The 23,827-nt window shown below is 44.1% G+C and carries 29 protein-coding genes; all 29 read left to right on the forward strand.

Going from position 1 to position 23,827, the window contains the following annotated elements:
* The first annotated feature begins 497 nt into the window (after window positions 1-497).
* On the forward strand, window positions 498-4,034 hold the full coding sequence (gene rpoB, locus BLR82_RS20215) for a DNA-directed RNA polymerase subunit beta (RefSeq protein ID WP_074601235.1): 3,537 nt from the start codon (window positions 498-500) through the stop codon (window positions 4,032-4,034).
* Window positions 4,035-4,101: 67 nt separating this feature from the next.
* Entirely contained in the window at window positions 4,102-7,713 is a 3,612-nt protein-coding gene (gene rpoC / locus BLR82_RS20220) for a DNA-directed RNA polymerase subunit beta' (RefSeq protein ID WP_074601236.1), read from the forward strand.
* 180 nt (window positions 7,714-7,893) lie between these two features.
* Complete coding sequence (locus BLR82_RS20225) at window positions 7,894-8,145, forward strand: 50S ribosomal protein L7ae-like protein (protein ID WP_074601237.1); 252 nt, start codon at window positions 7,894-7,896, stop codon at window positions 8,143-8,145.
* Window positions 8,146-8,249: 104 nt separating this feature from the next.
* Complete coding sequence (gene rpsL, locus BLR82_RS20230) at window positions 8,250-8,663, forward strand: 30S ribosomal protein S12 (protein ID WP_026569040.1); 414 nt, start codon at window positions 8,250-8,252, stop codon at window positions 8,661-8,663.
* Between the two features lie 49 nt (window positions 8,664-8,712).
* Window positions 8,713-9,183 carry a 30S ribosomal protein S7 gene (gene rpsG / locus BLR82_RS20235; RefSeq protein WP_026771004.1) on the forward strand — a complete coding sequence of 157 codons (471 nt, stop codon included), beginning with the start codon at window positions 8,713-8,715 and terminating at the stop codon, window positions 9,181-9,183.
* Window positions 9,184-9,222: 39 nt separating this feature from the next.
* Complete coding sequence (gene fusA, locus BLR82_RS20240; RefSeq protein ID WP_074601238.1) at window positions 9,223-11,301, forward strand: elongation factor G; 2,079 nt, start codon at window positions 9,223-9,225, stop codon at window positions 11,299-11,301.
* A gap of 129 nt (window positions 11,302-11,430) precedes the next feature.
* The gene (gene tuf, locus BLR82_RS20245) at window positions 11,431-12,621 is read left to right on the forward strand and encodes an elongation factor Tu (RefSeq protein ID WP_026569042.1); all 1,191 of its coding nucleotides are present in this window, start codon (window positions 11,431-11,433) and stop codon (window positions 12,619-12,621) included.
* 720 nt (window positions 12,622-13,341) lie between these two features.
* Entirely contained in the window at window positions 13,342-13,650 is a 309-nt protein-coding gene (gene rpsJ / locus BLR82_RS20250; protein WP_026569043.1) for a 30S ribosomal protein S10, read from the forward strand.
* A gap of 30 nt (window positions 13,651-13,680) precedes the next feature.
* Complete coding sequence (rplC, locus tag BLR82_RS20255; RefSeq protein ID WP_074601239.1) at window positions 13,681-14,310, forward strand: 50S ribosomal protein L3; 630 nt, start codon at window positions 13,681-13,683, stop codon at window positions 14,308-14,310.
* A gap of 24 nt (window positions 14,311-14,334) precedes the next feature.
* Window positions 14,335-14,958 (forward strand): 50S ribosomal protein L4, encoded by a 624-nt coding sequence (gene rplD / locus BLR82_RS20260; protein ID WP_074601240.1) that lies wholly within the window; start codon window positions 14,335-14,337, stop codon window positions 14,956-14,958.
* Window positions 14,958-15,248, forward strand: coding sequence for a 50S ribosomal protein L23 (gene rplW / locus BLR82_RS20265; protein ID WP_026569046.1), 291 nt, complete (start codon window positions 14,958-14,960; stop codon window positions 15,246-15,248). Before rplD ends, rplW begins: the two co-directional genes overlap by 1 nt.
* Before the next feature lie 31 nt (window positions 15,249-15,279).
* Window positions 15,280-16,110, forward strand: a complete 831-nt coding sequence (gene rplB, locus BLR82_RS20270) for a 50S ribosomal protein L2 (protein ID WP_026569047.1) — start codon at window positions 15,280-15,282, stop codon at window positions 16,108-16,110.
* A gap of 57 nt (window positions 16,111-16,167) precedes the next feature.
* Window positions 16,168-16,446, forward strand: a complete 279-nt coding sequence (gene rpsS, locus BLR82_RS20275; protein WP_026569048.1) for a 30S ribosomal protein S19 — start codon at window positions 16,168-16,170, stop codon at window positions 16,444-16,446.
* Window positions 16,447-16,464: 18 nt separating this feature from the next.
* The gene (gene rplV, locus BLR82_RS20280; RefSeq protein WP_026569049.1) at window positions 16,465-16,806 is read left to right on the forward strand and encodes a 50S ribosomal protein L22; all 342 of its coding nucleotides are present in this window, start codon (window positions 16,465-16,467) and stop codon (window positions 16,804-16,806) included.
* 3 nt (window positions 16,807-16,809) lie between these two features.
* Complete coding sequence (gene rpsC / locus BLR82_RS20285) at window positions 16,810-17,451, forward strand: 30S ribosomal protein S3 (RefSeq protein ID WP_026569050.1); 642 nt, start codon at window positions 16,810-16,812, stop codon at window positions 17,449-17,451.
* 17 nt (window positions 17,452-17,468) lie between these two features.
* Window positions 17,469-17,903, forward strand: coding sequence for a 50S ribosomal protein L16 (gene rplP, locus BLR82_RS20290; RefSeq protein ID WP_074601241.1), 435 nt, complete (start codon window positions 17,469-17,471; stop codon window positions 17,901-17,903).
* On the forward strand, window positions 17,893-18,093 hold the full coding sequence (gene rpmC, locus BLR82_RS20295; RefSeq protein ID WP_017473656.1) for a 50S ribosomal protein L29: 201 nt from the start codon (window positions 17,893-17,895) through the stop codon (window positions 18,091-18,093). The genes rplP and rpmC overlap by 11 nt, the downstream gene beginning before the upstream one ends.
* A 26-nt stretch (window positions 18,094-18,119) precedes the next feature.
* On the forward strand, window positions 18,120-18,383 hold the full coding sequence (gene rpsQ / locus BLR82_RS20300) for a 30S ribosomal protein S17 (protein ID WP_026569052.1): 264 nt from the start codon (window positions 18,120-18,122) through the stop codon (window positions 18,381-18,383).
* Window positions 18,384-18,425: 42 nt separating this feature from the next.
* On the forward strand, window positions 18,426-18,794 hold the full coding sequence (gene rplN, locus BLR82_RS20305) for a 50S ribosomal protein L14 (RefSeq protein ID WP_074601242.1): 369 nt from the start codon (window positions 18,426-18,428) through the stop codon (window positions 18,792-18,794).
* A gap of 35 nt (window positions 18,795-18,829) precedes the next feature.
* Window positions 18,830-19,141, forward strand: coding sequence for a 50S ribosomal protein L24 (gene rplX, locus BLR82_RS20310; RefSeq protein ID WP_074601243.1), 312 nt, complete (start codon window positions 18,830-18,832; stop codon window positions 19,139-19,141).
* 26 nt (window positions 19,142-19,167) lie between these two features.
* Window positions 19,168-19,707 (forward strand): 50S ribosomal protein L5, encoded by a 540-nt coding sequence (gene rplE / locus BLR82_RS20315; protein WP_074601244.1) that lies wholly within the window; start codon window positions 19,168-19,170, stop codon window positions 19,705-19,707.
* A gap of 30 nt (window positions 19,708-19,737) precedes the next feature.
* Window positions 19,738-19,923: a type Z 30S ribosomal protein S14 gene (locus BLR82_RS20320; protein ID WP_026569056.1), complete on the forward strand. Its 186-nt coding sequence runs from the start codon at window positions 19,738-19,740 to the stop codon at window positions 19,921-19,923.
* A gap of 29 nt (window positions 19,924-19,952) precedes the next feature.
* Window positions 19,953-20,351 carry a 30S ribosomal protein S8 gene (gene rpsH, locus BLR82_RS20325; RefSeq protein WP_074601245.1) on the forward strand — a complete coding sequence of 133 codons (399 nt, stop codon included), beginning with the start codon at window positions 19,953-19,955 and terminating at the stop codon, window positions 20,349-20,351.
* A 30-nt stretch (window positions 20,352-20,381) separates the two neighbouring features.
* Window positions 20,382-20,918: a 50S ribosomal protein L6 gene (gene rplF, locus BLR82_RS20330; protein WP_074601246.1), complete on the forward strand. Its 537-nt coding sequence runs from the start codon at window positions 20,382-20,384 to the stop codon at window positions 20,916-20,918.
* Window positions 20,919-20,950: 32 nt separating this feature from the next.
* Window positions 20,951-21,313 carry a 50S ribosomal protein L18 gene (gene rplR / locus BLR82_RS20335; protein ID WP_074601247.1) on the forward strand — a complete coding sequence of 121 codons (363 nt, stop codon included), beginning with the start codon at window positions 20,951-20,953 and terminating at the stop codon, window positions 21,311-21,313.
* 21 nt (window positions 21,314-21,334) lie between these two features.
* Window positions 21,335-21,838, forward strand: coding sequence for a 30S ribosomal protein S5 (rpsE, locus tag BLR82_RS20340; RefSeq protein ID WP_074601248.1), 504 nt, complete (start codon window positions 21,335-21,337; stop codon window positions 21,836-21,838).
* A gap of 13 nt (window positions 21,839-21,851) precedes the next feature.
* Entirely contained in the window at window positions 21,852-22,034 is a 183-nt protein-coding gene (gene rpmD / locus BLR82_RS20345) for a 50S ribosomal protein L30 (protein WP_026569061.1), read from the forward strand.
* Window positions 22,035-22,065: 31 nt separating this feature from the next.
* Window positions 22,066-22,503, forward strand: a complete 438-nt coding sequence (gene rplO / locus BLR82_RS20350) for a 50S ribosomal protein L15 (protein WP_026569062.1) — start codon at window positions 22,066-22,068, stop codon at window positions 22,501-22,503.
* Window positions 22,503-23,798: a preprotein translocase subunit SecY gene (secY, locus tag BLR82_RS20355; protein WP_074601249.1), complete on the forward strand. Its 1,296-nt coding sequence runs from the start codon at window positions 22,503-22,505 to the stop codon at window positions 23,796-23,798. Before rplO ends, secY begins: the two co-directional genes overlap by 1 nt.
* The last annotated feature ends 29 nt before the right edge of the window (window positions 23,799-23,827 follow it).

Below are 23,827 nucleotides of genomic sequence, written 5' to 3' on the forward strand. Positions count from 1 at the left end.
AAAGGAAAGAATGGTGAAATCGGATAATTTTTCCTATTGTTTCAAGCAGAAATGAAAGAAGAATCATTGCCGTTTTACCACTTTAAAAAAATTTAAATTTTTTTAAATGTCGCAGTATGCTTTCCAGCGGCAACAGGCAAAATGCCAGAAACCCGTTTCTAATCTAACGTTAGATGGATGGAAAATGTGATACAACATTCGCTCGTAGCGAATGTCTCAATAAAAATCTTGTGAACGATTGGTTTTTGCTTCACAAGTTTGTTCGGTATGTTTACCGAACAATTTTGCGCTTAACACCAAATGCTCGTTTCACTGCTGAACAAGAGGGGTGTGATGGTGCAAAAATCGCTTCACCTTAAAGCTGGGCAAAGTGCTAGTGTCTTATATTATAAGCATTGTTGCTTTCTGGGCAGTAATGGTTAAATTCTTGTTCTTTGCCGCCAGTCTTGATGGTGTGCAGCGTTTTTTTCTAATTCTTGATTTGAGGGGTGAATCAGTTGACAGGTCAACTAGTTCAGTATGGACGACACCGCCAACGCAGAAGTTATGCACGTATTAGTGAAGTACTAGAATTGCCAAACCTAATCGAGATACAAACTGCTTCCTATGATTGGTTTTTGGAAGAAGGTTTGCGCGAAATGTTCCAGGACATCTCTCCAATTGAAGACTTCACAGGGAATTTATCATTAGAGTTTGTGGATTACAGCTTGGGTGAACCTAAGTATCCTGTCGATGAATCGAAAGAAAGAGATGTCACCTACAACGCTCCTCTTCGTGTTAAAGTCAGGTTGCTTAACAATGAAACTGGCGAAGTGAAAGAGCAGGAAGTATTTATGGGAGACTTCCCGTTAATGACCGATACAGGTACCTTTGTGATCAATGGTGCCGAACGGGTAATTGTATCCCAGTTAGTTCGTTCACCAAGCGTTTACTATAGTGAAAAACATGACAAAAACGGAAAAAGGGGTTATACAGCTACTGTAATCCCGAACCGTGGAGCCTGGCTCGAGTTTGAAACTGATGCTAAGGACGTTGTTCATGTTCGTATCGACCGTACAAGAAAGCTTCCAATTACGGTTCTTTTGCGTGCGCTCGGATTTGGCACTGATCAAGAGATCATTGACTTGCTTGGCGACAACGAATACTTAAAAAACACGTTGGAAAAAGACAACACGGAAAACAGCGAAAAAGCTTTGCTTGAAATATATGAACGGCTGCGCCCTGGTGAACCGCCGACAGTCGATAATGCCAAAAGTCTGCTTGTTTCCCGCTTCTTTGATCCAAAGCGATACGACCTTGCGCATGTGGGCCGTTATAAAATGAACAAAAAGCTTCACATTAAAAACCGTCTATTCAACCAAGTGCTAGCTGAAACCCTCGTCGATCAGGAAACAGGAGAGGTGTTAGCACAAAAAGGCGATACCATTGACCGCAGGCTGCTTGATAAACTCCTTCCTTATTTAGAGGGAACAGAAGAAAACACCGGTGATCAAGTTCTGGAACCGCACGAAGGAGTGCTGGAAGATCCAATCAAGGTCCAATCGATTAAAATTGTTGATCCGACAGACCCTGAAGGCGAAAGGACATTGAATGTTATCGGCAATGGCAATGTGGACGATAGCGTGAAAAACATTGCACCTGCTGATATTCTTGCGGCGATTAGTTATTTCTTCAATCTGCTGCATCAAGTAGGCGGCACGGATGATATAGATCACCTTGGGAATCGTAGACTGCGTTCTGTAGGTGAACTTTTACAGAACCAATTCCGGATTGGCTTGTCCAGAATGGAGCGTGTGGTTCGGGAGCGAATGTCCATTCAGGACACCTCGTCGATTACACCGCAGCAGTTGATTAATATCAGACCTGTTATTGCTTCCATAAAAGAGTTTTTTGGCAGTTCCCAGCTTTCCCAGTTTATGGATCAAACGAATCCGCTGGCAGAGCTGACCCATAAACGCCGCCTGTCTGCTTTAGGACCCGGCGGATTAACGAGGGAACGTGCCGGAATGGAAGTTCGTGACGTTCACTACTCGCACTATGGTCGTATGTGTCCGATTGAAACGCCGGAAGGTCCGAACATCGGACTGATTAACTCCTTGTCTTCTTATGCGAAGGTAAATAAGTTCGGTTTTATCGAAACGCCTTACCGTCGTGTTGATTTAGAGACAGGAAGGGTAACAGAGCACATTGATTACCTGACTGCCGATGAAGAAGACAACTATGTAGTAGCGCAAGCGAACGCTCGTTTAAATGAAGACTGGTCATTCACGGATGAAGAAGTTATTGCCCGTTTCCGTGGCGAGAACACAGCAGTTCCTCGCGACCGGATTGATTATATGGACGTATCTCCAAAACAGGTTGTATCTGCCGCAACGGCATGTATTCCTTTCTTGGAAAATGATGACTCCAACCGAGCTTTGATGGGTGCGAACATGCAGCGTCAGGCTGTTCCATTGATGCAGCCGGAAGCGCCGAGAGTCGGAACTGGAATGGAATACGTTAACGGAAAGGATTCCGGAGCTGCAGTCATTTGTAAGCACGAAGGAATTGTCGAGCGGGTAGAAGCGAAAGAAATCTATGTCCGTCGTATTTCCGAAGTGGATGGAAAACGAGTGGAAGGCGATTTGGACCGCTACCGTTTGCAGAAATTCATTCGATCCAACCAAGGTACTTGTTACAATCAGAAGCCGATCGTAAGCGTCGGTAACCACGTCACTAAAGGAGAAGTCCTTGGCGACGGACCTTCCATGGAAGATGGAGAACTTGCCCTTGGACGGAATGTCCTGGTTGGTTTCATGACGTGGGAAGGGTACAACTATGAGGACGCCATTATTATGAGTGAGCGTCTGGTCAAAGACGATGTATATACTTCTATTCATATTGAAGAGTATGAGTCAGAAGCACGCGATACAAAACTGGGACCTGAAGAAATCACGCGCGACATCCCGAATGTTGGTGAAGACGCACTGCGCGACCTTGATGAAAGAGGTATTATCCGTGTAGGTGCAGAAGTAGGGGACGGCGATTTGCTAGTAGGTAAAGTTACACCTAAAGGGGTAACCGAATTGTCTGCTGAAGAACGATTGCTTCATGCCATCTTTGGCGAAAAAGCACGTGAAGTACGTGACACTTCCTTGCGTGTCCCTCACGGCGCCGGTGGTATCGTGCTTGATGTGAAGATCTTCAACCGGGAAGATGGCGATGAACTTCCGCCAGGCGTGAACCAGCTTGTCCGTGTTTATATCGTTCAGAAGCGTAAAATCTCTGAAGGGGACAAAATGGCAGGGCGACATGGTAACAAAGGTGTTATTTCGAAAATATTGCCTGAGGAGGATATGCCATTCCTTCCAGACGGAACACCGATTGATATTATGCTTAACCCATTAGGGGTACCTTCCCGTATGAATATCGGACAGGTATTGGAGTTGCATTTGGGTATGGCAGCTAGACAGCTTGGCCTTCATGTGGCTACCCCTGTATTCGATGGTGCCAGGGAAGAAGACGTTTGGGAAACACTTGAAGAGGCCGGAATGCCAAGAGATGCGAAAACAATCCTTTATGATGGCCGTACTGGTGAACCTTTTGACAACCGTGTTTCTGTCGGTGTCATGTATATGATCAAACTTGCCCATATGGTAGATGATAAACTCCACGCCCGTTCTACTGGTCCATATTCACTTGTAACGCAGCAGCCACTGGGTGGTAAAGCTCAATTTGGCGGACAGCGTTTCGGTGAGATGGAGGTATGGGCACTGGAAGCCTATGGTGCTGCTTATACATTGCAGGAGATTCTGACAGTGAAATCAGATGATGTCGTCGGACGTGTTAAAACGTATGAGGCAATTGTAAAAGGCGACAATGTTCCAGAACCAGGTATTCCTGAATCATTTAAAGTATTAATCAAAGAGTTGCAAAGTCTTGGCATGGACGTGAAGATGCTTTCCGCAGATGAGGAAGAAATTGAGCTTAGGGACATTGAAGAAGATGATACTCAATCCGCAGACAACCTGAACATTGAAGTGGAAGAAAGCTAATTCCACTTCCTGTTCATTCAGTCTGTGCTAAGGTTAAAACCTGGATACTAAAAGGGAGGTAGGCCCCTTGCTAGATGTAAATAATTTCGAATTTATGAAAATAGGTTTGGCTTCACCTGATAAAATTCGATCCTGGTCTTTTGGTGAAGTGAAGAAACCGGAAACCATCAATTATCGAACGCTGAAGCCGGAGAAAGACGGATTGTTTTGCGAGAGAATCTTTGGTCCTCAGAAAGACTGGGAGTGTCATTGCGGTAAATATAAACGTGTCCGTTATAAAGGCGTAGTTTGTGACCGCTGTGGTGTCGAAGTTACCAAAGCAAAAGTCCGGCGTGAGCGAATGGGGCACATCGAGCTAGCTGCTCCAGTTTCTCACATCTGGTATTTTAAAGGAATCCCAAGCCGTATGGGTCTTGTGATGGATATGTCTCCAAGGGCTTTGGAAGAAGTTATTTACTTTGCTGCATATATTGTTACTGATGCTGGAGATACGGCATTGGAGAAAAAACAATTGCTTTCCGAGAAGGAATACCGCGCTTATCGTGATAAGTACGGGCAATCATTCCAGGCCCAAATGGGAGCGGAAGCAATCCGTAAACTTCTTCAAGATATTGATTTAGATAAAGAAGTTGATCAACTCAAGGAAGAACTGAAAACGGCCCAAGGTCAAAGGCGTACCCGTGCAATCAAGCGTCTGGAAGTATTGGAAGCTTTCCGTAATTCCGGAAACGAGCCTTCCTGGATGATATTGGATGTATTGCCTATTATCCCGCCTGAGTTACGTCCGATGGTCCAACTTGATGGTGGACGCTTTGCAACTTCTGATTTGAATGACCTGTACCGTCGAGTGATCAACCGTAACAATCGATTAAAGCGACTGCTTGATTTAGGTGCACCAAGTATCATTGTGCAAAATGAGAAGCGCATGCTTCAAGAAGCTGTCGATGCATTGATTGACAATGGCCGTCGCGGCCGTCCGGTTACCGGTCCGGGGAATCGCCCGCTTAAGTCGCTTTCCCATATGTTGAAAGGGAAGCAAGGACGTTTCCGTCAAAACTTGCTCGGTAAACGTGTTGATTATTCCGGCCGTTCTGTAATCGTTGTGGGACCGCACTTAAAGATGTATCAGTGTGGGCTGCCGAAGGAAATGGCAGTTGAATTGTTTAAACCGTTCATCATGAAAGAGCTTGTCGAGAAAGGGCTTGCCCATAATATAAAATCGGCGAAGCGCAAAATTGAACGCTTGCACCCGGAAGTATGGGACGTTCTTGAAGAAGTGATTAAAGAACATCCTGTTCTATTGAACCGCGCACCTACGTTGCATAGATTGGGTATTCAAGCTTTCGAACCCACATTGGTTGAGGGAAGGGCGATCAGGCTTCACCCACTCGTATGTACAGCGTATAACGCAGACTTTGATGGTGACCAGATGGCTGTTCACGTTCCATTGTCTGCAGAAGCGCAAGCGGAAGCACGCATTCTGATGCTGGCTGCGCAAAACATTTTAAATCCAAAAGACGGCAAGCCGGTCGTTACACCTTCCCAGGACATGGTGCTTGGTAACTATTACATCACCCTGGAACGTGAAAACGCAGTAGGCGAAGGCATGGTCTTCAGGGATCTTAATGAAGCCTTGATTGCCTACCAGAACGGTTATGTCCATTTGCATACACGAGTCGCTGTAAGTGCTGCCTCTTTAGGCAATGAAACGTTCAGCGAAGAACAGAGAAGTAAGTTAATTATCTCTACAGTCGGTAAATTGATCTTCAATAACATGCTTCCTAATTCGTTCCCTTATATGAACGAACCAACACAGGAAAATCTGGAGCTTCGTACGCCAGAGAAGTATTTTGTGGACAAAGGGGAAAATGTGAAAGAAATCATTGCCGAGCGTGAAATTATTCCTCCGTTCAAGAAAGGTATACTTGGCGACATTATCGCCGAGGTATTTAAACGGTTCAAGATCAGTGAAACATCGAAAATGCTTGACCGCATGAAGGACTTAGGATTCAGCTATTCGACAAAAGCCGGTATCACTGTCGGTGTTTCGGACATTGTCGTATTGGCTGAAAAAGAAGAAATCCTTGATGAAGCCCAGGGCAGGGTCGACAAAGTATTGAAACAGTTCCGCCGCGGTCTCATAACCGAAGAAGAACGCTATGACCGCGTCATTTCGATTTGGTCACAGGCTAAAGATACGATTCAAGAAAAGCTGATGAAGTCCTTGAATCCACGCAACCCAATATTTATGATGAGTGATTCCGGAGCACGTGGTAATGCTTCTAACTTCACTCAGCTTGCCGGTATGCGCGGACTGATGGCTAACCCGGCAGGACGTATCATTGAATTGCCGATTAAATCCAGCTTCCGTGAAGGTTTAACGGTGCTTGAATACTTTATTTCTACTCACGGTGCCCGTAAAGGTCTAGCGGATACGGCGTTGAAAACAGCTGACTCTGGTTATCTGACAAGAAGACTTGTTGATGTGGCTCAAGATGTTATTATTCGGGAAGAGGACTGTGGAACGGATAAAGGATTAACCGTTCAATCGATTACAGAAGGTACAGAAATGATTGAACCATTGATCGATCGTCTGATTGGAAGAACTTCATTCCAGGCTGTCCTTCATCCTGAAACAAACGATGTGCTAGTGAATAAGAACGAAGTCATTACAGAAGATACTGCCAAGCAGATTGTAGATGCGGGCATTGAACAAGTGACGATTCGATCTGTCTTCACTTGTAACACCAAGCATGGAGCTTGTAAAAAATGTTACGGAAGAAACCTTGCTACCGGAGACGAAGTCGAAGTCGGTGAAGCAGTCGGAATCATTGCTGCCCAGTCTATCGGTGAACCAGGTACACAGCTTACAATGCGTACCTTCCACACTGGTGGTGTAGCAGGAGACGATATCACCCAAGGTCTACCGCGTATCCAAGAGCTTTTCGAAGCACGTAATCCAAAAGGTCAAGCAGTTATCAGTGAGATCAAGGGAACAATCCAGGATATCAATGAGATTAAAGATAAGCAGGAAATCGTTGTACAGGGTGAAGTGGAAAACAGAACGTATACTTCTCCATACGGAGCACGCTTGAAAGTAGCTGTTGGGGATAAAATCATAGCCGGCCAGGAACTGACGGAAGGTTCTGTTGATCCGAAAGAGCTTCTGAAGGTTCAAGGCATTGACGGCGTACAACAGTACTTGCTAAAAGAAGTGCAAAAGGTATATCGGATGCAAGGGGTTGAAATTGGCGATAAACACGTAGAAGTGATGGTTCGTCAAATGCTGCGCAAAGTCCGTGTTTCCAATGCAGGGGATACTGATGTATTGCCAGGTTCGCTACTTGAGATTCATCAGTTTAGAGACGCCAACAAAAACGTATTGCTAGAAGGTAGGCAGCCAGCAGTCGGCCGACCTGTCATTCTAGGTATTACAAAAGCGTCCCTTGAAACAGACTCCTTCTTATCCGCTGCATCCTTCCAGGAAACAACTCGAGTCCTGACTGATGCCGCGATTAAAGGGAAACGCGATGAATTGCTCGGCCTGAAAGAGAATGTAATTATCGGTAAGCTTGTACCAGCCGGAACAGGTATGCCGACATATAGAAAAATCCAGGCAGAAGTAGATGAAGCAGAAGAACCTGTTGATGTACAGCAGGCAGAAGAAATCACCCATTAATTACTTTGTATAAAACAAGGTATAGCAGGGGAGCAAACAGGAAGCGGCAGATTTCAACAATCTGCCTGTTTTCCTGCCTCTATATGAAAAATCCTTTTAATTTAAGTTGACATTAATTTTCGAGGATGATACTATATTTGAGGTGCTTCCGTTTATCCTTGTTACTTTGGAGGATAGCCAATGTCTTATGATAAAGTGGCACAGGTTAAAACTGGTTTGATAATAGGAACCAAACAGACATTAAAAGCCATGAAAAATGGCGAAGTAAGGGAAGTAGTTATTGCAGATGATGCTGATCTGCAAATAACAGAGAAAGTGTCGCGTCTTGCAAGTGATTTAAGCATCCCATGCAGCAGAGCGGATTCGAAGAAAAAACTCGGCGAAGCATGTGGCATAGATGTAGGTACTGCGACTGTGGCAATCAAGCAATAAAGTTTTGGCGAATCGTAGTTAATCGCGAAAACTTTGTTTTTTGCCTTGAAATGAACCACCTGGATATGTGGTATTACAGAATGAGGATGAAAGGAGGAAAAAACATGCCAACAATTAATCAATTAGTACGTAAAGGTCGTGTGAGCAAAGGAAAAAAATCCGACTCACCAGCATTGAACAAAGGGTACAACAGTTTCAAGAAAACCTTGACTGACCAATCTTCTCCGCAAAAACGCGGTGTGTGTACTCGTGTTGGTACTTTGACACCGAAGAAACCAAACTCTGCACTTCGTAAATACGCTCGTGTACGTTTGACAAACGGTATTGAAGTTACTGCTTACATTCCTGGTATCGGACATAACCTTCAAGAGCACAGTGTTGTGCTTATTCGCGGAGGTCGTGTAAAAGACTTACCAGGTGTACGTTATCATATTGTACGTGGTGCGCTTGATACAGCCGGAGTAGAAGGCCGTGCGCAAGGACGTTCTAAATATGGTACTAAGAGACCGAAAAAATAATGGAGCGATTGCTCTTATCTAAATAGAAGAACAGAAAGGAGGAAATCATATGCCACGTAAAGGACCAGTAGCAAAACGTGATGTATTGCCAGATCCGTTACACAATTCGAAGCTTGTTACTCGTTTGATCAATCAGATCATGATTGACGGACAACGAGGCAAAGCTCAAAAGATTCTTTATAAAGCATTTGAACTTGTTCAAGAACGCAGCGGCCAAGATGCTATGGAAGTTTTTGAACAAGCAATGAAAAATGTAATGCCAGTGCTTGAAGTACGCGCACGCCGTGTAGGGGGTTCTAACTACCAGGTGCCTGTAGAGGTACGCCCTGAACGTCGTCAGGCTCTAGGTCTTCGTTACATTGTTAACTACTCCCGTCTTCGCGGAGAGAAAACAATGGAAGAACGCCTTGCGAATGAAATCCTTGATGCTTCCAACAATACAGGTGCATCTGTCAAGAAACGCGAAGACATGCACAAAATGGCTGAAGCTAACAAAGCATTCGCCCATTACCGCTGGTAATCTAAAAACTAAACATTATATCAGGAAGGAGAAAGATGCATGGCTAGAGAATTCTCCTTGGAAAAGACTCGTAATATCGGTATCATGGCTCACATCGATGCTGGTAAAACCACTGCTACCGAGCGTATTCTTTTCTACACAGGACGTATCCATAAAATTGGCGAAACCCACGAGGGCGCTTCTCAAATGGACTGGATGGAGCAGGAACAAGAGCGTGGTATTACCATTACGTCTGCCGCGACAACTGCTCAATGGAAAGGTCACCGTATCAACATCATCGATACACCAGGCCACGTGGACTTCACAGTTGAAGTAGAACGTTCTCTGCGTGTACTTGATGGTTCTGTTGCAGTTCTTGATGCTCAATCTGGTGTGGAACCACAGACAGAAACCGTATGGCGCCAGGCTACAACCTATGGTGTTCCTCGTATTGTATTTGTAAACAAAATGGATAAAGTAGGTGCAGACTTCCTTTATTCCGTTGGAACACTGGGCGACCGTCTGGGAGCAAATGCTCACCCGGTTCAATTGCCGATTGGTGCAGAGGATAATTTCGAAGGAATTATCGACTTGATCTCCATGGAAGCATATTACTACATGGATGATTTGGGCACCCGTGCAGAAGCACGACCAATACCGGATGAGTATAAAGAACAGGCTGAAGAATATCGTACCAATTTAGTTGAAGCAGTAGCAGAGCTGGACGAGGAACTTATGATGAAGTACTTGGAAGGCGAAGAAATCTCTAATGAAGAATTGAGAGCTGCTGTCCGTGCTGCAACGTTAAGCGTTGAGTTCTATCCTGTTTTTTGTGGTTCTGCCTTTAAAAACAAAGGGGTACAATTGCTGATTGACGGTGTCATCGACTACCTGCCGTCACCAATTGATGTACCTCCAATCGAGGGTCATGTACCACAAACAGAAGAAAAAGTCGTCCGCAAATCTGATGACAGTGAACCATTCTCGGCATTGGCATTTAAGGTTGCAACCGACCCTTATGTCGGAAAACTGACTTTCTTCCGTGTATATTCCGGCACATTGAACTCCGGTTCTTATGTGCGAAATTCAACGAAGGATAAGCGTGAGCGTGTAGGTCGTATCCTGCAAATGCACGCCAACTCTCGTGAAGAAATTTCAACTGTTTATGCCGGCGATATCGCTGGTGCTGTCGGACTGAAGGATACTGGAACAGGGGACACGCTTTGTGACGAAAAGTCACTGGTAATCCTTGAATCTATGGAATTCCCTGAGCCGGTTATCGATGTTGCCATCGAACCGAAGACAAAAGCAGACCAGGACAAAATGTCTGTTGCGCTAGGTAAGCTGGCTGAAGAGGATCCTACTTTCCGAACAGAAACAAACACGGAGACTGGCCAAACAATCATTTCCGGAATGGGTGAACTTCACCTGGACATCATTGTTGACCGACTGAAGCGTGAATTCAAAGTAGAGGCTAATGTTGGTGCTCCACAGGTTGCTTATCGTGAAACTTTCCGTGCTTCTGCTGAAGTAGAAGGTAAGTTTGTAAGACAGTCCGGTGGTAGAGGTCAATACGGACACGTTTGGGTTAAATTTGAGCCAAACGAAGAAGGTGCCGGCTTTGAATTTGAAAACAAAATCGTTGGTGGTACAGTTCCGCGTGAATACATTCCTTCTGTAGAAGCTGGTATCAAGGAATCTATGGAAAACGGTGTATTGGCAGGATATCCATTGATTGACGTCAAAGCGACATTGTTCGACGGAAGCTACCATGACGTTGACTCCAACGAGATGGCCTTTAAAGTTGCTGCGTCAATGGCACTTAAGGCTGCTAAAAATAAGTGTCAACCAGTCATTCTGGAACCAATGATGAAAGTTGAAGTCACGATTCCGGAAGAATATATGGGAGACATTATGGGTGACGTAACATCCCGTCGTGGACGTGTAGAAGGTATGGGCGCTCGTGGTAATACACAAGTCGTAAATGCTTTCGTACCACTTTCCGAAATGTTCGGTTATGCAACGGCTCTTCGTTCCAACACCCAAGGAAGAGGTCAATATACAATGCATTTTGACCACTATGAAGAAGTACCGAAGAGCATTTCCGAAGAAATTATTAAGAAAAATGCTGGTGAATAATTGATTTTTTTCTGTTCATCGCGTATAACTTGTATTGTAAGCTTAGAAACGACTTCCCAGTTGTTTCTAAGCGGCAAATACATTGATTATAAAATCAACACTTTTACTTACTTAAAGGAGGAAATATAAATGGGTAAAGAAAAATTCGATCGCTCCAAAGACCACGTTAATATTGGTACTATTGGTCACGTTGACCACGGTAAAACTACTTTGACTGCTGCTATTACTACAGTACTACACAGCCGTTCTGGTTCTGGTACTGCAATGGCATACGACCAAATTGACGGTGCTCCAGAAGAGAAAGAACGCGGAATCACTATCGCAACTTCTCACGTTGAGTACGAAACAGAAAACCGTCACTATGCTCACGTTGACTGCCCAGGTCACGCTGACTATGTTAAAAATATGATCACTGGTGCTGCGCAAATGGACGGTGCTATTCTTGTAGTATCTGCAGCTGACGGCCCTATGCCGCAAACTCGTGAGCATATCCTTCTTTCTCGTCAGGTTGGTGTACCGGCAATCGTTGTATTCTTGAACAAAACAGACATGGTAGACGATGAAGAACTTCTTGAGCTAGTAGAAATGGAAGTTCGCGACCTACTTTCTGAGTACGACTTCCCTGGTGACGACGTACCAGTAATCAAAGGTTCTGCTCTTAAAGCTCTAGAAGGTGACGAGGAATATGCAAACAAAATCTTCGAACTTATGGATGCTGTTGATGAGTATATCCCAAGACCTGACCGTGACACTGAGAAACCATTCATGATGCCAGTTGAGGACGTGTTCTCTATCACTGGTCGTGGTACAGTTGCTACTGGCCGTGTTGAGCGCGGACAAGTTAAAGTCGGTGACGAAGTTGAAGTTATCGGTCTTGCTGAAGAAGCAGCTAAAACTACTGTAACTGGTGTAGAAATGTTCCGTAAGCTTCTTGACTATGCTGAAGCGGGCGACAACATCGGTGCGCTACTTCGTGGTGTGGCACGTGACGATATCAACCGTGGCCAAGTTCTTGCTAAGCCTGGTTCAATCACTCCACATACTAAATTTAAAGCAGAAGTTTATGTTCTTTCTAAAGAAGAGGGTGGACGTCATACTCCATTCTTCGGTAACTACCGCCCACAGTTCTACTTCCGTACAACTGACGTAACTGGTGTTATCACGCTTCCAGAAGGCGTAGAAATGGTTATGCCTGGCGACAACGTAGAAATGAGTGTAGAACTTATTTCTCCAATCGCTATCGAAGACGGAACTAAGTTCTCTATTCGTGAAGGTGGACGTACAGTAGGCGCTGGCGTTGTTGCTTCTATCCAAGAATAAGTTGAAGCGACGCTAGAATTTAAGCAGACAGCTATAAAGCTGTCTGCTTTTTCTATTTTAAAAAGGGTGTATGTTATCGGAAAGACGTATAGTGACCTAAGCAAAAACCGAGTGATGGTCTAAAACCTTTAGCGTGCGACCAGTTCGGACCTTCATTTCATATAAGCAACCATTTTAACCAGGCAACAAGAAAGACTTTTGACCAAGGAAGTCTATCTGGGTAGTACGCTCTCTCTTCGAAGTCCTTTCCATTGTGTTGCTAATCAAACTACATAAAGAAGTCTTTTTATGTGGAGTTATGTTTGTTGGTTTTCATGTTTCAAAATGGTTGAGTGAAGTGAACGCATTTCAGCTCTAAATGAAGCTATTTCCATAATTGATGATCAACCAGGCAACATTCGCAGTCTTTTCATTTAATTACCATCAAAAAACAGGAATAAGGCCTTGAAAATCGGGGTGGAACTCCTGTATAATACGGGAAGTGCCGTTAAGAGTGCACCTTAAAGGAACTTTTCACATTATATTTTTTTGAAAGGCTTCTTTCTTCATATTTAAGGTTGCAATGACCGCTATTATTCTATATAATGAGTAATGTTGGTCATAAAAGGCGATGATGCGGAAGGTTGTTGGCACACCCGGCCCCTTTGCCATGGCGGGGATGTCAAGGAATTTTCGCGGAGAATGTCTATTACAAAATGGGCGAAAAAAGGAGGGAAAATAATGGCAAAAGAAAAGATTAGAATTCGTTTAAAGGCGTATGATCACCGTATCTTAGATCAGTCTGCCGAGAAGATTGTAGACACAGCGAAGCGTTCTGGTGCTAATGTATCCGGACCAATCCCGCTTCCAACTGAAAAATCTGTGTACACAGTGCTTCGTGCCGTACACAAATACAAGGATTCTCGTGAGCAATTTGAAATGCGCACACATAAACGTCTTATCGATATTGTAAGTCCTACCCCACAAACGGTTGACTCGCTAATGCGTTTGGATCTGCCGTCTGGCGTGGACATTGAAATTAAATTATAAAGAATTCAAAGATATTAGGAGGTGTGACGGATGGCGAAAGGAATCTTAGGTCGTAAAATCGGCATGACACAACTTTTCAGTGAAGAAGGAGAATTGACTCCTGTAACTGTAATTCAAGCTGACCCGAACGTTGTTCTTCAAAAAAGAACTCTTGAGAATGACGGATATGAAGCAATTCAATTGGGTGTAGCTGATCAAAAAGAAACAAAGGCAAACAAGCCGGCAAAAGGGCATGCTGAAAAAGCGAACACAACAGCTAAGCGCTTCATTCGTGAAATCCGTGATGCTAACCTTGACGACTACGAAGTTGGCCAAGAGGTTAGTGTTGAGATTTTTCAAACTGGAGACAAAATTGACGTGACTGGAACTTCTAAAGGAAAAGGATTCCAAGGTGCGATCAAGCGCCACAATCAATCCCGCGGACCGATGACTCATGGTTCTCGTTATCACAGAAGACCAGGTACGATGGGTGCTATCGACCCAATGCACGTTTTCAAAGGTAAAAAACTTCCTGGACAAATGGGTGGAGAACAAGTAACGCTTCAAAATCTTGAAGTGGTGAAAGTCGACACGGAGCGTAACCTTATCTTAGTAAAAGGTAATGTGCCGGGAGCGAAAAAATCATTCGTTAAAATTACGAGTGCAGTTAAGGCTAACTAATCATAAACGAAGGGAGGATATGTCATGCCTAAAGTAGCACTTTATAACCAAGGCGGATCACAAGTCGGCGATTTAGAACTTAATGATGCCGTTTTTGGTATTGAACCAAACACACACGTTTTACACGAAGCTGTTGTTATGCAACGCGCTTCTTTACGCCAAGGAACACACGATGTAAAAAATCGTTCTGAAGTAAGCGGTGGTGGACGTAAACCATGGCGCCAAAAGGGCACAGGACGTGCTAGACAGGGATCCATCCGCTCTCCGCAATGGGTAGGCGGAGGAACTGTATTCGGCCCTACACCACGCAGCTATAGCTACAAACTACCGAAGAAGGTACGCAGATTGGCGCTTAAATCTGCTCTTTCCTCTAAAGTGAACGAAGAAAGCCTGGTTGTTCTTGAGAGTCTTGCATTCGATGCGCCGAAAACAAAAGAAGTAGTAAACGTACTTTCTGCTCTTAATGTTGATGGAAAAGCATTGATCGTAACTGCCGATCAGGACGAAGTTGTGGCACGTTCGGCTAACAACTTGCCAAACGTAAAGGTTTTGACTGTGAGCGAAGTTAACGTACTTGACTTGCTTACGCATGACAAGCTGATCTTGACAAAAGAAGCAGCTGAAAAAGCAGGGGAGGTGCTTGCATAATGAAGGACCCACGAGATATTATTAAGCGCCCGATAATCACGGAACACTCTGCTGACTTGATGGCAGAAAAGAAATACACCTTTGAAGTGAACACTAAAGCCAACAAAACAGAGATTAAAGATGCTGTTGAGTTGATTTTTGATGTGAAAGTAGAAAAGGTCAATACAATGAATCTCAAAGGTAAATTCAAGCGGATGGGTCGTTACGGTGGATACCGTCCAAACCGCAAGAAGGCCGTTGTGCAATTGACAGAAGACAGCAAAGAACTCGAATTCTTTGAAAGTGTATAAATAAAACCTATTAAAAAAGGAGGGAAACAAGATGGCGATTAAAAAGTATAAACCAACTTCTAATGGTAGACGCGGCATGTCAACATCCGATTTCGCTGAAATCACAACCGACAAGCCGGAAAAATCTCTGTTGAGCCCAATCCACAAACGTGGTGGACGTAACAACCAGGGTAGATTAACAGTTCGTCATCAGGGCGGCGGCCATAAGCGCCAATATCGTATCATCGATTTCAAACGCGACAAAGATGGAATACCAGGACGCGTTGCTACAATCGAATACGATCCAAACCGCTCCGCAAACATTGCATTGATTAATTATGCTGACGGTGAAAAGCGATACATCCTTGCACCTAAAGGCCTGACTGTGGGTACTGAAATTATTTCTGGACCAGAGGCTGATATCAAGCTCGGAAACTCGCTTCCACTGCAAAACATTCCAGTAGGTACTATCATTCATAACGTAGAATTGAAGCCTGGCCGCGGCGGACAACTTGCCCGCTCTGCAGGAGCTCAAGCGCAAATTCTAGGACGTGAAGATAAATACGTATTGGTTCGCTTAGTATCTGGTGAGGTGCGTCTAGTGCTTGGTACTTGCCGTGCTACAATCGGACAGGTAGGAAACGTTGAGCACGAACTAATCAACGTTGGTAAAGCAGGACGTTCTCGCTGGAAAGGCAACCGTCCAACTGTTCGTGGTTCTGTAATGAACCCTAACGATCACCCACACGGTGGTGGTGAAGGTCGTGCGCCTATCGGTCGTAAATCACCAATGTCTCCTTGGGGCAAACCTACGCTTGGTTACAAAACGCGTAAACGCAACAAGCCGACAGATAAATTCATCGTTCGTAAACGTAAAAAATAACGGGATTGAAAGGCGGGAGGAAAACCCCGTCTGTCAATCGCAAAGGGAGGTTTATGTATGGGTCGCAGCTTAAAAAAAGGACCTTTCGCAGATGACCATTTAATGAAAAAAGTCGAAAAATTGAACGAAGACAACAAGAAACAAGTTGTAAGAACTTGGTCTCGCCGTTCAACTATATTCCCTAATTTTGTTGGTCATACCATCGCTGTATATGACGGTCGTAAACACGTACCGGTATATGTCACCGAAGATATGGTCGGACATAAATTAGGTGAATTCGCGCCAACCCGCACGTTCAAAGGGCATGCTGGCGATGATAAGAAAACAAAACGCTAATGAGAGGAGGCACTCTTGATGCAAGCTAAAGCCGTTGCGAAATCTGTTCGTATTGCTCCTCGTAAAGTTCGTTTAGTCGTAGATTTAATTCGAGGAAAAAAAGTCGGAGAAGCCGTTGCAATTCTAAACCATACACAACGCGGTGCATCACCAGTTGTGGAGAAGGTATTGAAATCAGCTATTGCTAATGCTGAACACAATTATGAAATGAACCCGGATGATTTGGTAGTATCTGAAGCATTTGTAAACGAAGGGGTTACGCTGAAACGTTTCCGCCCTCGTGCAATGGGTCGTGCTAGTCAAATCAATAAAAGAACCAGCCATATCACTGTGGTTGTATCAGAACAGAAGGAGGGATAATCAGTGGGTCAAAAAGTTAATCCTGTAGGACTTCGTGTTGGCGTCATCCGTGATTGGGAATCCAAATGGTACGCTGGCAAAGATTACGCAGACTTGTTACATGAAGACATTAAAATTCGTGAATATATCGAAAAGCGTCTGAAAGATGCAGCTGTTTCAAGCATTGAAATTGAACGTGCAGCCAACCGCGTGAACATTTCTATTTCAACTGCGAAGCCAGGAATGGTTATCGGTAAAGGCGGTTCCGAAGTAGAAGCATTGCGCAAATCTTTGAACGCTTTGACTGGCAAGAGAGTTCACATCAACATCGTTGAAGTGAAGAAAGCAGATCTTGATGCTACATTGGTAGCTGAAAACATCGCACGTCAATTGGAAAACCGTATTTCTTTCCGTCGTGCTCAAAAACAAACGATCCAACGTGCTATGCGCGCAGGAGCTAAAGGTATTCGTACTCAAGTCTCTGGTCGTCTTGGTGGAGCAGACATTGCCCGTGCAGAACATTACAGCGAAGGAACTGTACCACTTCACACACTTCGCGCTGACATCGATTACGGTACTGCAGAAGCAGATACTACTTATGGTAAACTTGGTGTCAAAGTGTGGATCTATCGTGGAGAAGTCCTTCCAACTAAAAACAATCAATAAGGAAGGGGGAACGCATTATGTTAATGCCTAAACGTGTAAAATATCGTAAACAACACCGCGGCCGCATGACTGGTAAAGCAAAAGGCGGTACGACTGTTGCATTTGGTGAATATGGACTACAAGCTATAGACGCTTCTTGGATTACAAGCCGTCAAATCGAGGCTGCTCGTATTGCAATGACCCGTTATATGAAGCGTGGCGGTAAAGTCTGGATCAAGATCTTCCCAGACAAACCTTATACTGCTAAACCTCTTGAGGTTCGGATGGGTTCCGGTAAAGGTGCTCCTGAAGGATGGGTCGCAGTAGTAAAACCAGGTAAAATCATGTTTGAAATCGCCGGAGTTTCTGAAGAAGTAGCACGTGAAGCATTGCGTCTTGCTTCTCATAAACTGCCGATTAGAACGAAATTTGTAAAACGTGAAGAAATTGGTGGTGAAATCAATGAAGGCTAATGAAATCAGAGAGTTAACCACTGCCGAAATTGAACAAAAAGTTAAATCTTTAAAAGAAGAGCTATTCAACTTGCGTTTCCAACTAGCTACCGGCCAATTGGAAAACACCGCACGTCTTCGTGAAGTTCGTAAATCGATCGCACGCATGAAAACTGTTGTACGTGAAAGAGAACTAAGCGTTAATAACTGATAAACCCGAGAGGAGGTTAGCCTCACATGAGTGAACGTAACAATCGTAAGGTCTATAACGGCCGTGTAGTATCAGATAAAATGGATAAAACCATTACCGTATTAGTCGAAACCTACAAATTCCATAAGCTTTATGGAAAACGTGTTAAGTATTCTAAGAAATTCAAAGTGCATGATGAAAACAACCAAGCAAAAATCGGCGACGTTGTGCGCATCATGGAAACTCGCCCGCTTTCAGCTACAAAGCGTTTCCGTCTAGTTGAAATCGTTGAAGAAGCGGTTATTATTTAATAAAGTTCGCTCGGAAGGATTCCGAAGGGAGGTTCAAGCAGTATGATTCAACAAGAAACTCGTTTAAAAGTTGCAGATAACTCAGGAGCACGTGAAGTGCTTGCGATTAAAGTTCTGGGCGGTTCCGGCCGTAAAACTGCCAATATCGGCGATGTGATTGTGTGTACGGTGAAACAAGCAACACCAGGCGGCGTTGTTAAAAAGGGTGAAGTCGTGCGTGCTGTCATTGTCCGTTCTAAAAGCGGAATGCGCCGTAAAGACGGTTCTTACATTCGATTTGATGAAAATGCAGCGGTAATTGTACGTGAAGATAAAAGTCCGCGCGGTACTCGTATCTTTGGACCAGTAGCACGTGAATTGCGCGATGCTAAATTCATGAAAATCGTTTCCCTAGCTCCAGAAGTACTATAAGCGAATTAAAAGCCTTGTAAGGAGGTGCAGCAAGCATGCATGTTAAAAAAGGTGATAAAGTTCAGGTAATAGCTGGCAAGGATAGCGGCAAACAAGGCACTATTCTCGAAGCTTATCCGAAAAAAGAGCGTGTGTTGGTCGAAGGCATCAATGTCGTGAAGAAGCACGCAAAACCTTCTCAGGATAACCCGCAGGGCGGAATTCTTAACCAGGAAGCACCAATTCATGTTTCCAATGTGATGCCGATCGATCCGAAATCCGGCGAACCAACTCGTGTTGGACATGAAGTGCGCGACGGTAAGAAAGTCCGTATAGCTAAAAAATCCGGTGAAGCATTAGATAAATAAATCAGCGGCGAAAGGAGGGCTACTCGATGAACGAATTGAAAAAAAGATACCAAGAGGAAATCGTTCCTTCATTGGCAGAAAAATTTAATTATGATTCAGTAATGCAAGTGCCTAAAATCGAAAAAATCGTAATCAACATGGGTGTGGGTGATGCTGTTCAGAACACAAAAGCGTTGGATAACGCTGTGGAAGAACTTTCGCTGATCTCCGGACAACAGCCAGTTGTTACAAAAGCAAAGAAATCAATTGCAGGATTCCGTTTGCGTGAGGGGATGCCGATCGGGGCAAAAGTAACCCTTCGCGGCGAGCGTATGTACGAATTCCTTCAAAAGCTGATCGGGGTATCATTGCCACGTGTGCGTGACTTCCGTGGTATCTCTAAGAAAGCATTTGACGGACGCGGTAACTATACGCTTGGTATTAAAGAACAATTGATTTTCCCGGAAATTAATTATGACAAAGTCAATAAAGTTCGTGGTATGGACGTAGTTATCGTAACTACTTCAAGTACTGACGAAGAAGCACGTGAACTTTTAGCTCAGCTTGGCATGCCTTTTCAAAAATAAGCATTAGAGCTAACACAAGGAGGGAAAATTGTGGCTAAGAAATCTATGATTGCGAAACAAAAACGCAAACAGAAATTTAAAGTACAAGAGTACACACGTTGCGAACGCTGCGGACGTCCACACTCTGTATTACGCAAATTCAAACTTTGCCGTATTTGTTTCCGTGAACTTGCCTATAAAGGTCAAATTCCTGGTGTCAAAAAAGCAAGCTGGTAATCCCCGATCAGGGAAGGAGGTAATGAATAATGGTTATGACAGATCCAATCGCAGATATGCTTACTCGTATTCGTAACGCCAACATGGTACGCCATGAGAAGCTAGAGGTGCCTGCTTCTAAGCTTAAAAAAGAGGTTGCAGACATTCTTAAACGTGAAGGCTTCGTACGCGATTACGAATTTATCGAAGATAACAAACAAGGTGTTCTACGTATTTTCCTTAAGTACGGTACAAATGAAGAAAGAGTCATTTCCGGGCTGAAAAGAATCAGTAAGCCAGGATTGCGCGTTTATGCTAAAGCCGACGAAATACCAAAAGTATTGAACGGACTAGGCATCGCAATTGTTTCTACTTCAAAAGGTGTTTTATCTGACAAAGAAGCACGTGCGCAAGCAATTGGCGGCGAAGTGCTAGCATATATTTGGTAATTTATTCAGACAAGATAGGAGGTGCTTTGAATGTCTCGTGTAGGTTTTAAAATTTTGGAAATCCCTGAGGGTGTTGAAATCAAGCAAGATGGAAACACCGTTACAGTTAAAGGTCCTAAAGGAGAACTGTCCCGTACTTTCCATCCGGACATTGAAGTGAAAATTGAGGACAACGTTCTTACTGTAGAGCGTCCGAGCGACAGTAAAGAACATCGCGCCCTGCATGGCACTACCCGCAGCTTGATCGGCAATATGGTTGAGGGTGTCCATAAAGGATACGAAAAGAGCCTGGAGATTAATGGTGTAGGTTACCGTGCTACGAAGCAAGGCGACAAAGTAGTCATTAACGCAGGTTATTCCCATCCAGTGGAAATCGAGCCACGTGAAGGAATCGAAATCGATGTTCCTGCCAACACAAAAGTTACCGTTAAGGGTATCGATAAAGAATTAGTCGGAGCTGTAGCGGCTAATATCAGAGCCATTCGTCCGCCTGAACCTTATAAAGGAAAAGGTATCCGTTACGAAGGCGAATATGTACGTCGTAAAGAAGGTAAAACTGCAAAATAAGGTAGGTTAGGGAACAGAAAGGAGTGACCTAGATGATCACAAAGCCTGACAAGAACGTTGTGCGTAAAAAACGCCATACTCGTGTACGTAAAAATCTTTTCGGAACAGCTGAACGTCCACGTCTGAACGTTTATCGTTCAAACAAACACATCTACGCACAGCTTATCGATGATATAAACAGCAAAACTTTGGCAAGTGCATCTACTGTAGATAATGATCTTAACCTGGATGCAACAGGTAATGTAGAAGCTGCTCAAAAAGTAGGCGAATTGCTTGCTAACCGCGCAATTGAAAATGGACACAAGAATGTGGTATTCGACCGCGGAGGTTACTTATACCATGGACGTGTAAAAGCATTGGCAGATGCTGCTCGTGAAGCAGGTCTTGAATTTTAATAGAAAAAGGAGGGACATATATTGCGTACTAACATTGACCCGAATAAATTAGATATCGAAGAACGTGTAGTTACTATCAACCGTGTCGCAAAAGTAGTAAAAGGTGGACGTCGTTTCCGTTTTGCTGCACTAGTTGTTGTCGGCGACAAAAACGGTCATGTAGGATTTGGTACTGGTAAAGCACAGGAAGTACCAGATGCAATTAGAAAAGCAATCGACGATGCGAAGAAAAATCTAATTACTGTACCAATCGTAGGAACAACTATCCCCCACGAAATCACTGGCGGATTTGGCGCAGGAAGCATCCTGATGAAGCCTGCTGCAGAAGGTACCGGAGTAATCGCAGGCGGACCTGTCCGTGCGGTACTTGAACTTGCTGGTATTGGTGATATCCTTTCCAAGTCACTTGGATCCAACACACCAATCAACATGGTTCGTGCTACAATCAATGGATTGAGCGAACTTAAGCGTGCAGAAGATGTTGCCAAACTACGTGGTAAGTCAGTAGAAGAACTGTTAGGATAAGGAGGGAAATCACATGGCTAAAAAGTTAGAAATTACCCTCACGCGCAGTGTTATTGGCAGAAGTGAAGGCCAAAAGCTTACAGTCAAAACACTTGGCTTGAATAAAATCCGTCAATCGGTAGTCCGTGAAGATACTCCTGCCGTCAGAGGCATGATCAACAAAGTATCTCACTTAGTATCGGTAAAAGAAGTATAATTAACGAATAGCGCAAAGAGGAGGTGCTCGCATGAAACTTCATGAATTGAAGCCAGCAGAAGCTCGCAAAAAACGTAATCGTGTAGGTCGAGGAATGTCTTCAGGTAATGGAAAAACAGCTGGGCGCGGACATAAAGGACAGAAAGCTCGTTCAGGCGGCGGTACTCGTCCTGGTTTCGAGGGTGGCCAAATGCCTTTGTTCCAACGTCTGCCTAAGCGTGGATTTACCAACATTCACCGTAAAGAATTTGCGATCGTCAATTTGGATACTCTTAACCAATTTGACGAAGGCACAGAAGTTACACCTGAGCTTTTACTTGAGACTGGTGTTGTCAGCAAGCTAAAAGCCGGCATTAAAGTTCTTGGAAATGGAAATATTGAAAAGAAACTTACCGTAAAAGCTCATAAGTTCTCTGCTTCAGCGAAAGAAGCTATTGAAGCAGCGGGCGGTCAAACAGAGGTGATTTAATGTTCCGTACAATCTCCAATTTTGTGCGCGTGGGTGACATTCGTCAAAAAATCGTATTCACCTTGTTGATGCTGATCGTATTTCGGCTTGGTACGTTTATTCCTGTACCGTTTACCAATCGCGATGCCATCGGTGATATGAATGAACAAAGCGTGTTTGGCTTTTTGAACACGTTTGGCGGTGGGGCTTTGCAAAACTTTTCCATTTTTGCAATGGGAATCATGCCCTACATTACCGCTTCGATTATCATGCAGTTGTTACAAATGGATGTTGTACCAAAATTTACCGAGTGGAAAAAGCAAGGTGAAGTAGGGCGGAAAAAATTAGCCCAGTTCACGAGATATGGAACGATTATTCTTGCTTTTATCCAGGCTGCTACCATGTCTATCGGCTTTAACGCCATGACAAACGGAATGTTGATAGTAGATCCTGGGTTTGGAAAGTTCGCAGTTATCGCGCTTGTTTTAACAAGCGGAACCGCCTTTCTTATGTGGCTTGGCGAACAAATCACAGCCAACGGTGTAGGAAATGGGATTTCGATCTTAATATTCGCCGGTATTGTTGCGGCAATTCCAAATGGAATAAATCAAATTTTTGAACAGTATTTTGGCGGAGATGTCGGCGATGATCTGTTTATCAACATAGTCATTGTCGCCTTAATTGTGTTGGTGGTTTTAGCAGTGGTTGTCGGAGTTGTCTTTATCCAGCAGGCATTGCGTAAAATCCCAATTCAGTACGCCAAACGTTTAGTAAATCGTTCGCCAGTAGGCGGCCACTCTACGCATTTACCGCTTAAAGTAAATGCAGCTGGAGTAATTCCGGTTATCTTTGCTGTCTCCTTTATCGTGGCACCGAGAACGGTTGCCGGATTCTTTGGAAACGACGGCATGGCGGGAACGATTCAAACCATTTTTGACTATACACAGCCAATAGGAATGGTGATTTACGTAGCCTTAATCATTGCTTTCACTTATTTCTATACATTTGTTCAAGTCAATCCTGAACAAATGGCTGAAAACCTGAAAAAACAAGGCGGATATGTTCCTGGTATACGCCCGGGTAAAAATACTGAAACGTATTTGACTCGTGTAATGTATCGACTTACTTTTGTAGGAGCTTTGTTTTTAGCAGCCGTTTCTGTACTTCCGTTAGTCTTGGGCAGTCTTGCTAATCTGCCGCAGACAGTACAAATTGGCGGAACAAGCCTCTTGATTGTTGTAGGAGTTGCTTTGCAGACGATGAAACAACTAGAGAGCCAGCTTGTCAAACGCCACTACAAAGGCTTTATCAAGTGAACCGGTCATGCTGTCCTTGCTGATGCCTT

The organism is Sediminibacillus halophilus (assembly GCF_900103695.1).
In the GTDB taxonomy this organism is placed as follows: Bacteria; Bacillota; Bacilli; order Bacillales; family Amphibacillaceae; genus Sediminibacillus; species Sediminibacillus halophilus.

Coding starts and splice junctions, on each gene's coding strand:
- BLR82_RS20225 (WP_074601237.1), top strand. CDS start 7,894: ATGTCTTATGATAAAGTGGCACAGGTTAAAACTGGTTTGATAATAGGA.
- rpsL (WP_026569040.1), top strand. CDS start 8,250: ATGCCAACAATTAATCAATTAGTACGTAAAGGTCGTGTGAGCAAAGGA.
- rpsG (WP_026771004.1), top strand. CDS start 8,713: ATGCCACGTAAAGGACCAGTAGCAAAACGTGATGTATTGCCAGATCCG.
- fusA (WP_074601238.1), top strand. CDS start 9,223: ATGGCTAGAGAATTCTCCTTGGAAAAGACTCGTAATATCGGTATCATG.
- tuf (WP_026569042.1), top strand. CDS start 11,431: ATGGGTAAAGAAAAATTCGATCGCTCCAAAGACCACGTTAATATTGGT.
- rpsJ (WP_026569043.1), top strand. CDS start 13,342: ATGGCAAAAGAAAAGATTAGAATTCGTTTAAAGGCGTATGATCACCGT.
- rplC (WP_074601239.1), top strand. CDS start 13,681: ATGGCGAAAGGAATCTTAGGTCGTAAAATCGGCATGACACAACTTTTC.
- rplD (WP_074601240.1), top strand. CDS start 14,335: ATGCCTAAAGTAGCACTTTATAACCAAGGCGGATCACAAGTCGGCGAT.
- rplW (WP_026569046.1), top strand. CDS start 14,958: ATGAAGGACCCACGAGATATTATTAAGCGCCCGATAATCACGGAACAC.
- rplB (WP_026569047.1), top strand. CDS start 15,280: ATGGCGATTAAAAAGTATAAACCAACTTCTAATGGTAGACGCGGCATG.
- rpsS (WP_026569048.1), top strand. CDS start 16,168: ATGGGTCGCAGCTTAAAAAAAGGACCTTTCGCAGATGACCATTTAATG.
- rplV (WP_026569049.1), top strand. CDS start 16,465: ATGCAAGCTAAAGCCGTTGCGAAATCTGTTCGTATTGCTCCTCGTAAA.
- rplP (WP_074601241.1), top strand. CDS start 17,469: ATGTTAATGCCTAAACGTGTAAAATATCGTAAACAACACCGCGGCCGC.
- rpmC (WP_017473656.1), top strand. CDS start 17,893: ATGAAGGCTAATGAAATCAGAGAGTTAACCACTGCCGAAATTGAACAA.
- rpsQ (WP_026569052.1), top strand. CDS start 18,120: ATGAGTGAACGTAACAATCGTAAGGTCTATAACGGCCGTGTAGTATCA.
- rplN (WP_074601242.1), top strand. CDS start 18,426: ATGATTCAACAAGAAACTCGTTTAAAAGTTGCAGATAACTCAGGAGCA.
- rplX (WP_074601243.1), top strand. CDS start 18,830: ATGCATGTTAAAAAAGGTGATAAAGTTCAGGTAATAGCTGGCAAGGAT.
- rplE (WP_074601244.1), top strand. CDS start 19,168: ATGAACGAATTGAAAAAAAGATACCAAGAGGAAATCGTTCCTTCATTG.
- rpsH (WP_074601245.1), top strand. CDS start 19,953: ATGGTTATGACAGATCCAATCGCAGATATGCTTACTCGTATTCGTAAC.
- rplF (WP_074601246.1), top strand. CDS start 20,382: ATGTCTCGTGTAGGTTTTAAAATTTTGGAAATCCCTGAGGGTGTTGAA.
- rplR (WP_074601247.1), top strand. CDS start 20,951: ATGATCACAAAGCCTGACAAGAACGTTGTGCGTAAAAAACGCCATACT.
- rpmD (WP_026569061.1), top strand. CDS start 21,852: ATGGCTAAAAAGTTAGAAATTACCCTCACGCGCAGTGTTATTGGCAGA.
- rplO (WP_026569062.1), top strand. CDS start 22,066: ATGAAACTTCATGAATTGAAGCCAGCAGAAGCTCGCAAAAAACGTAAT.
- secY (WP_074601249.1), top strand. CDS start 22,503: ATGTTCCGTACAATCTCCAATTTTGTGCGCGTGGGTGACATTCGTCAA.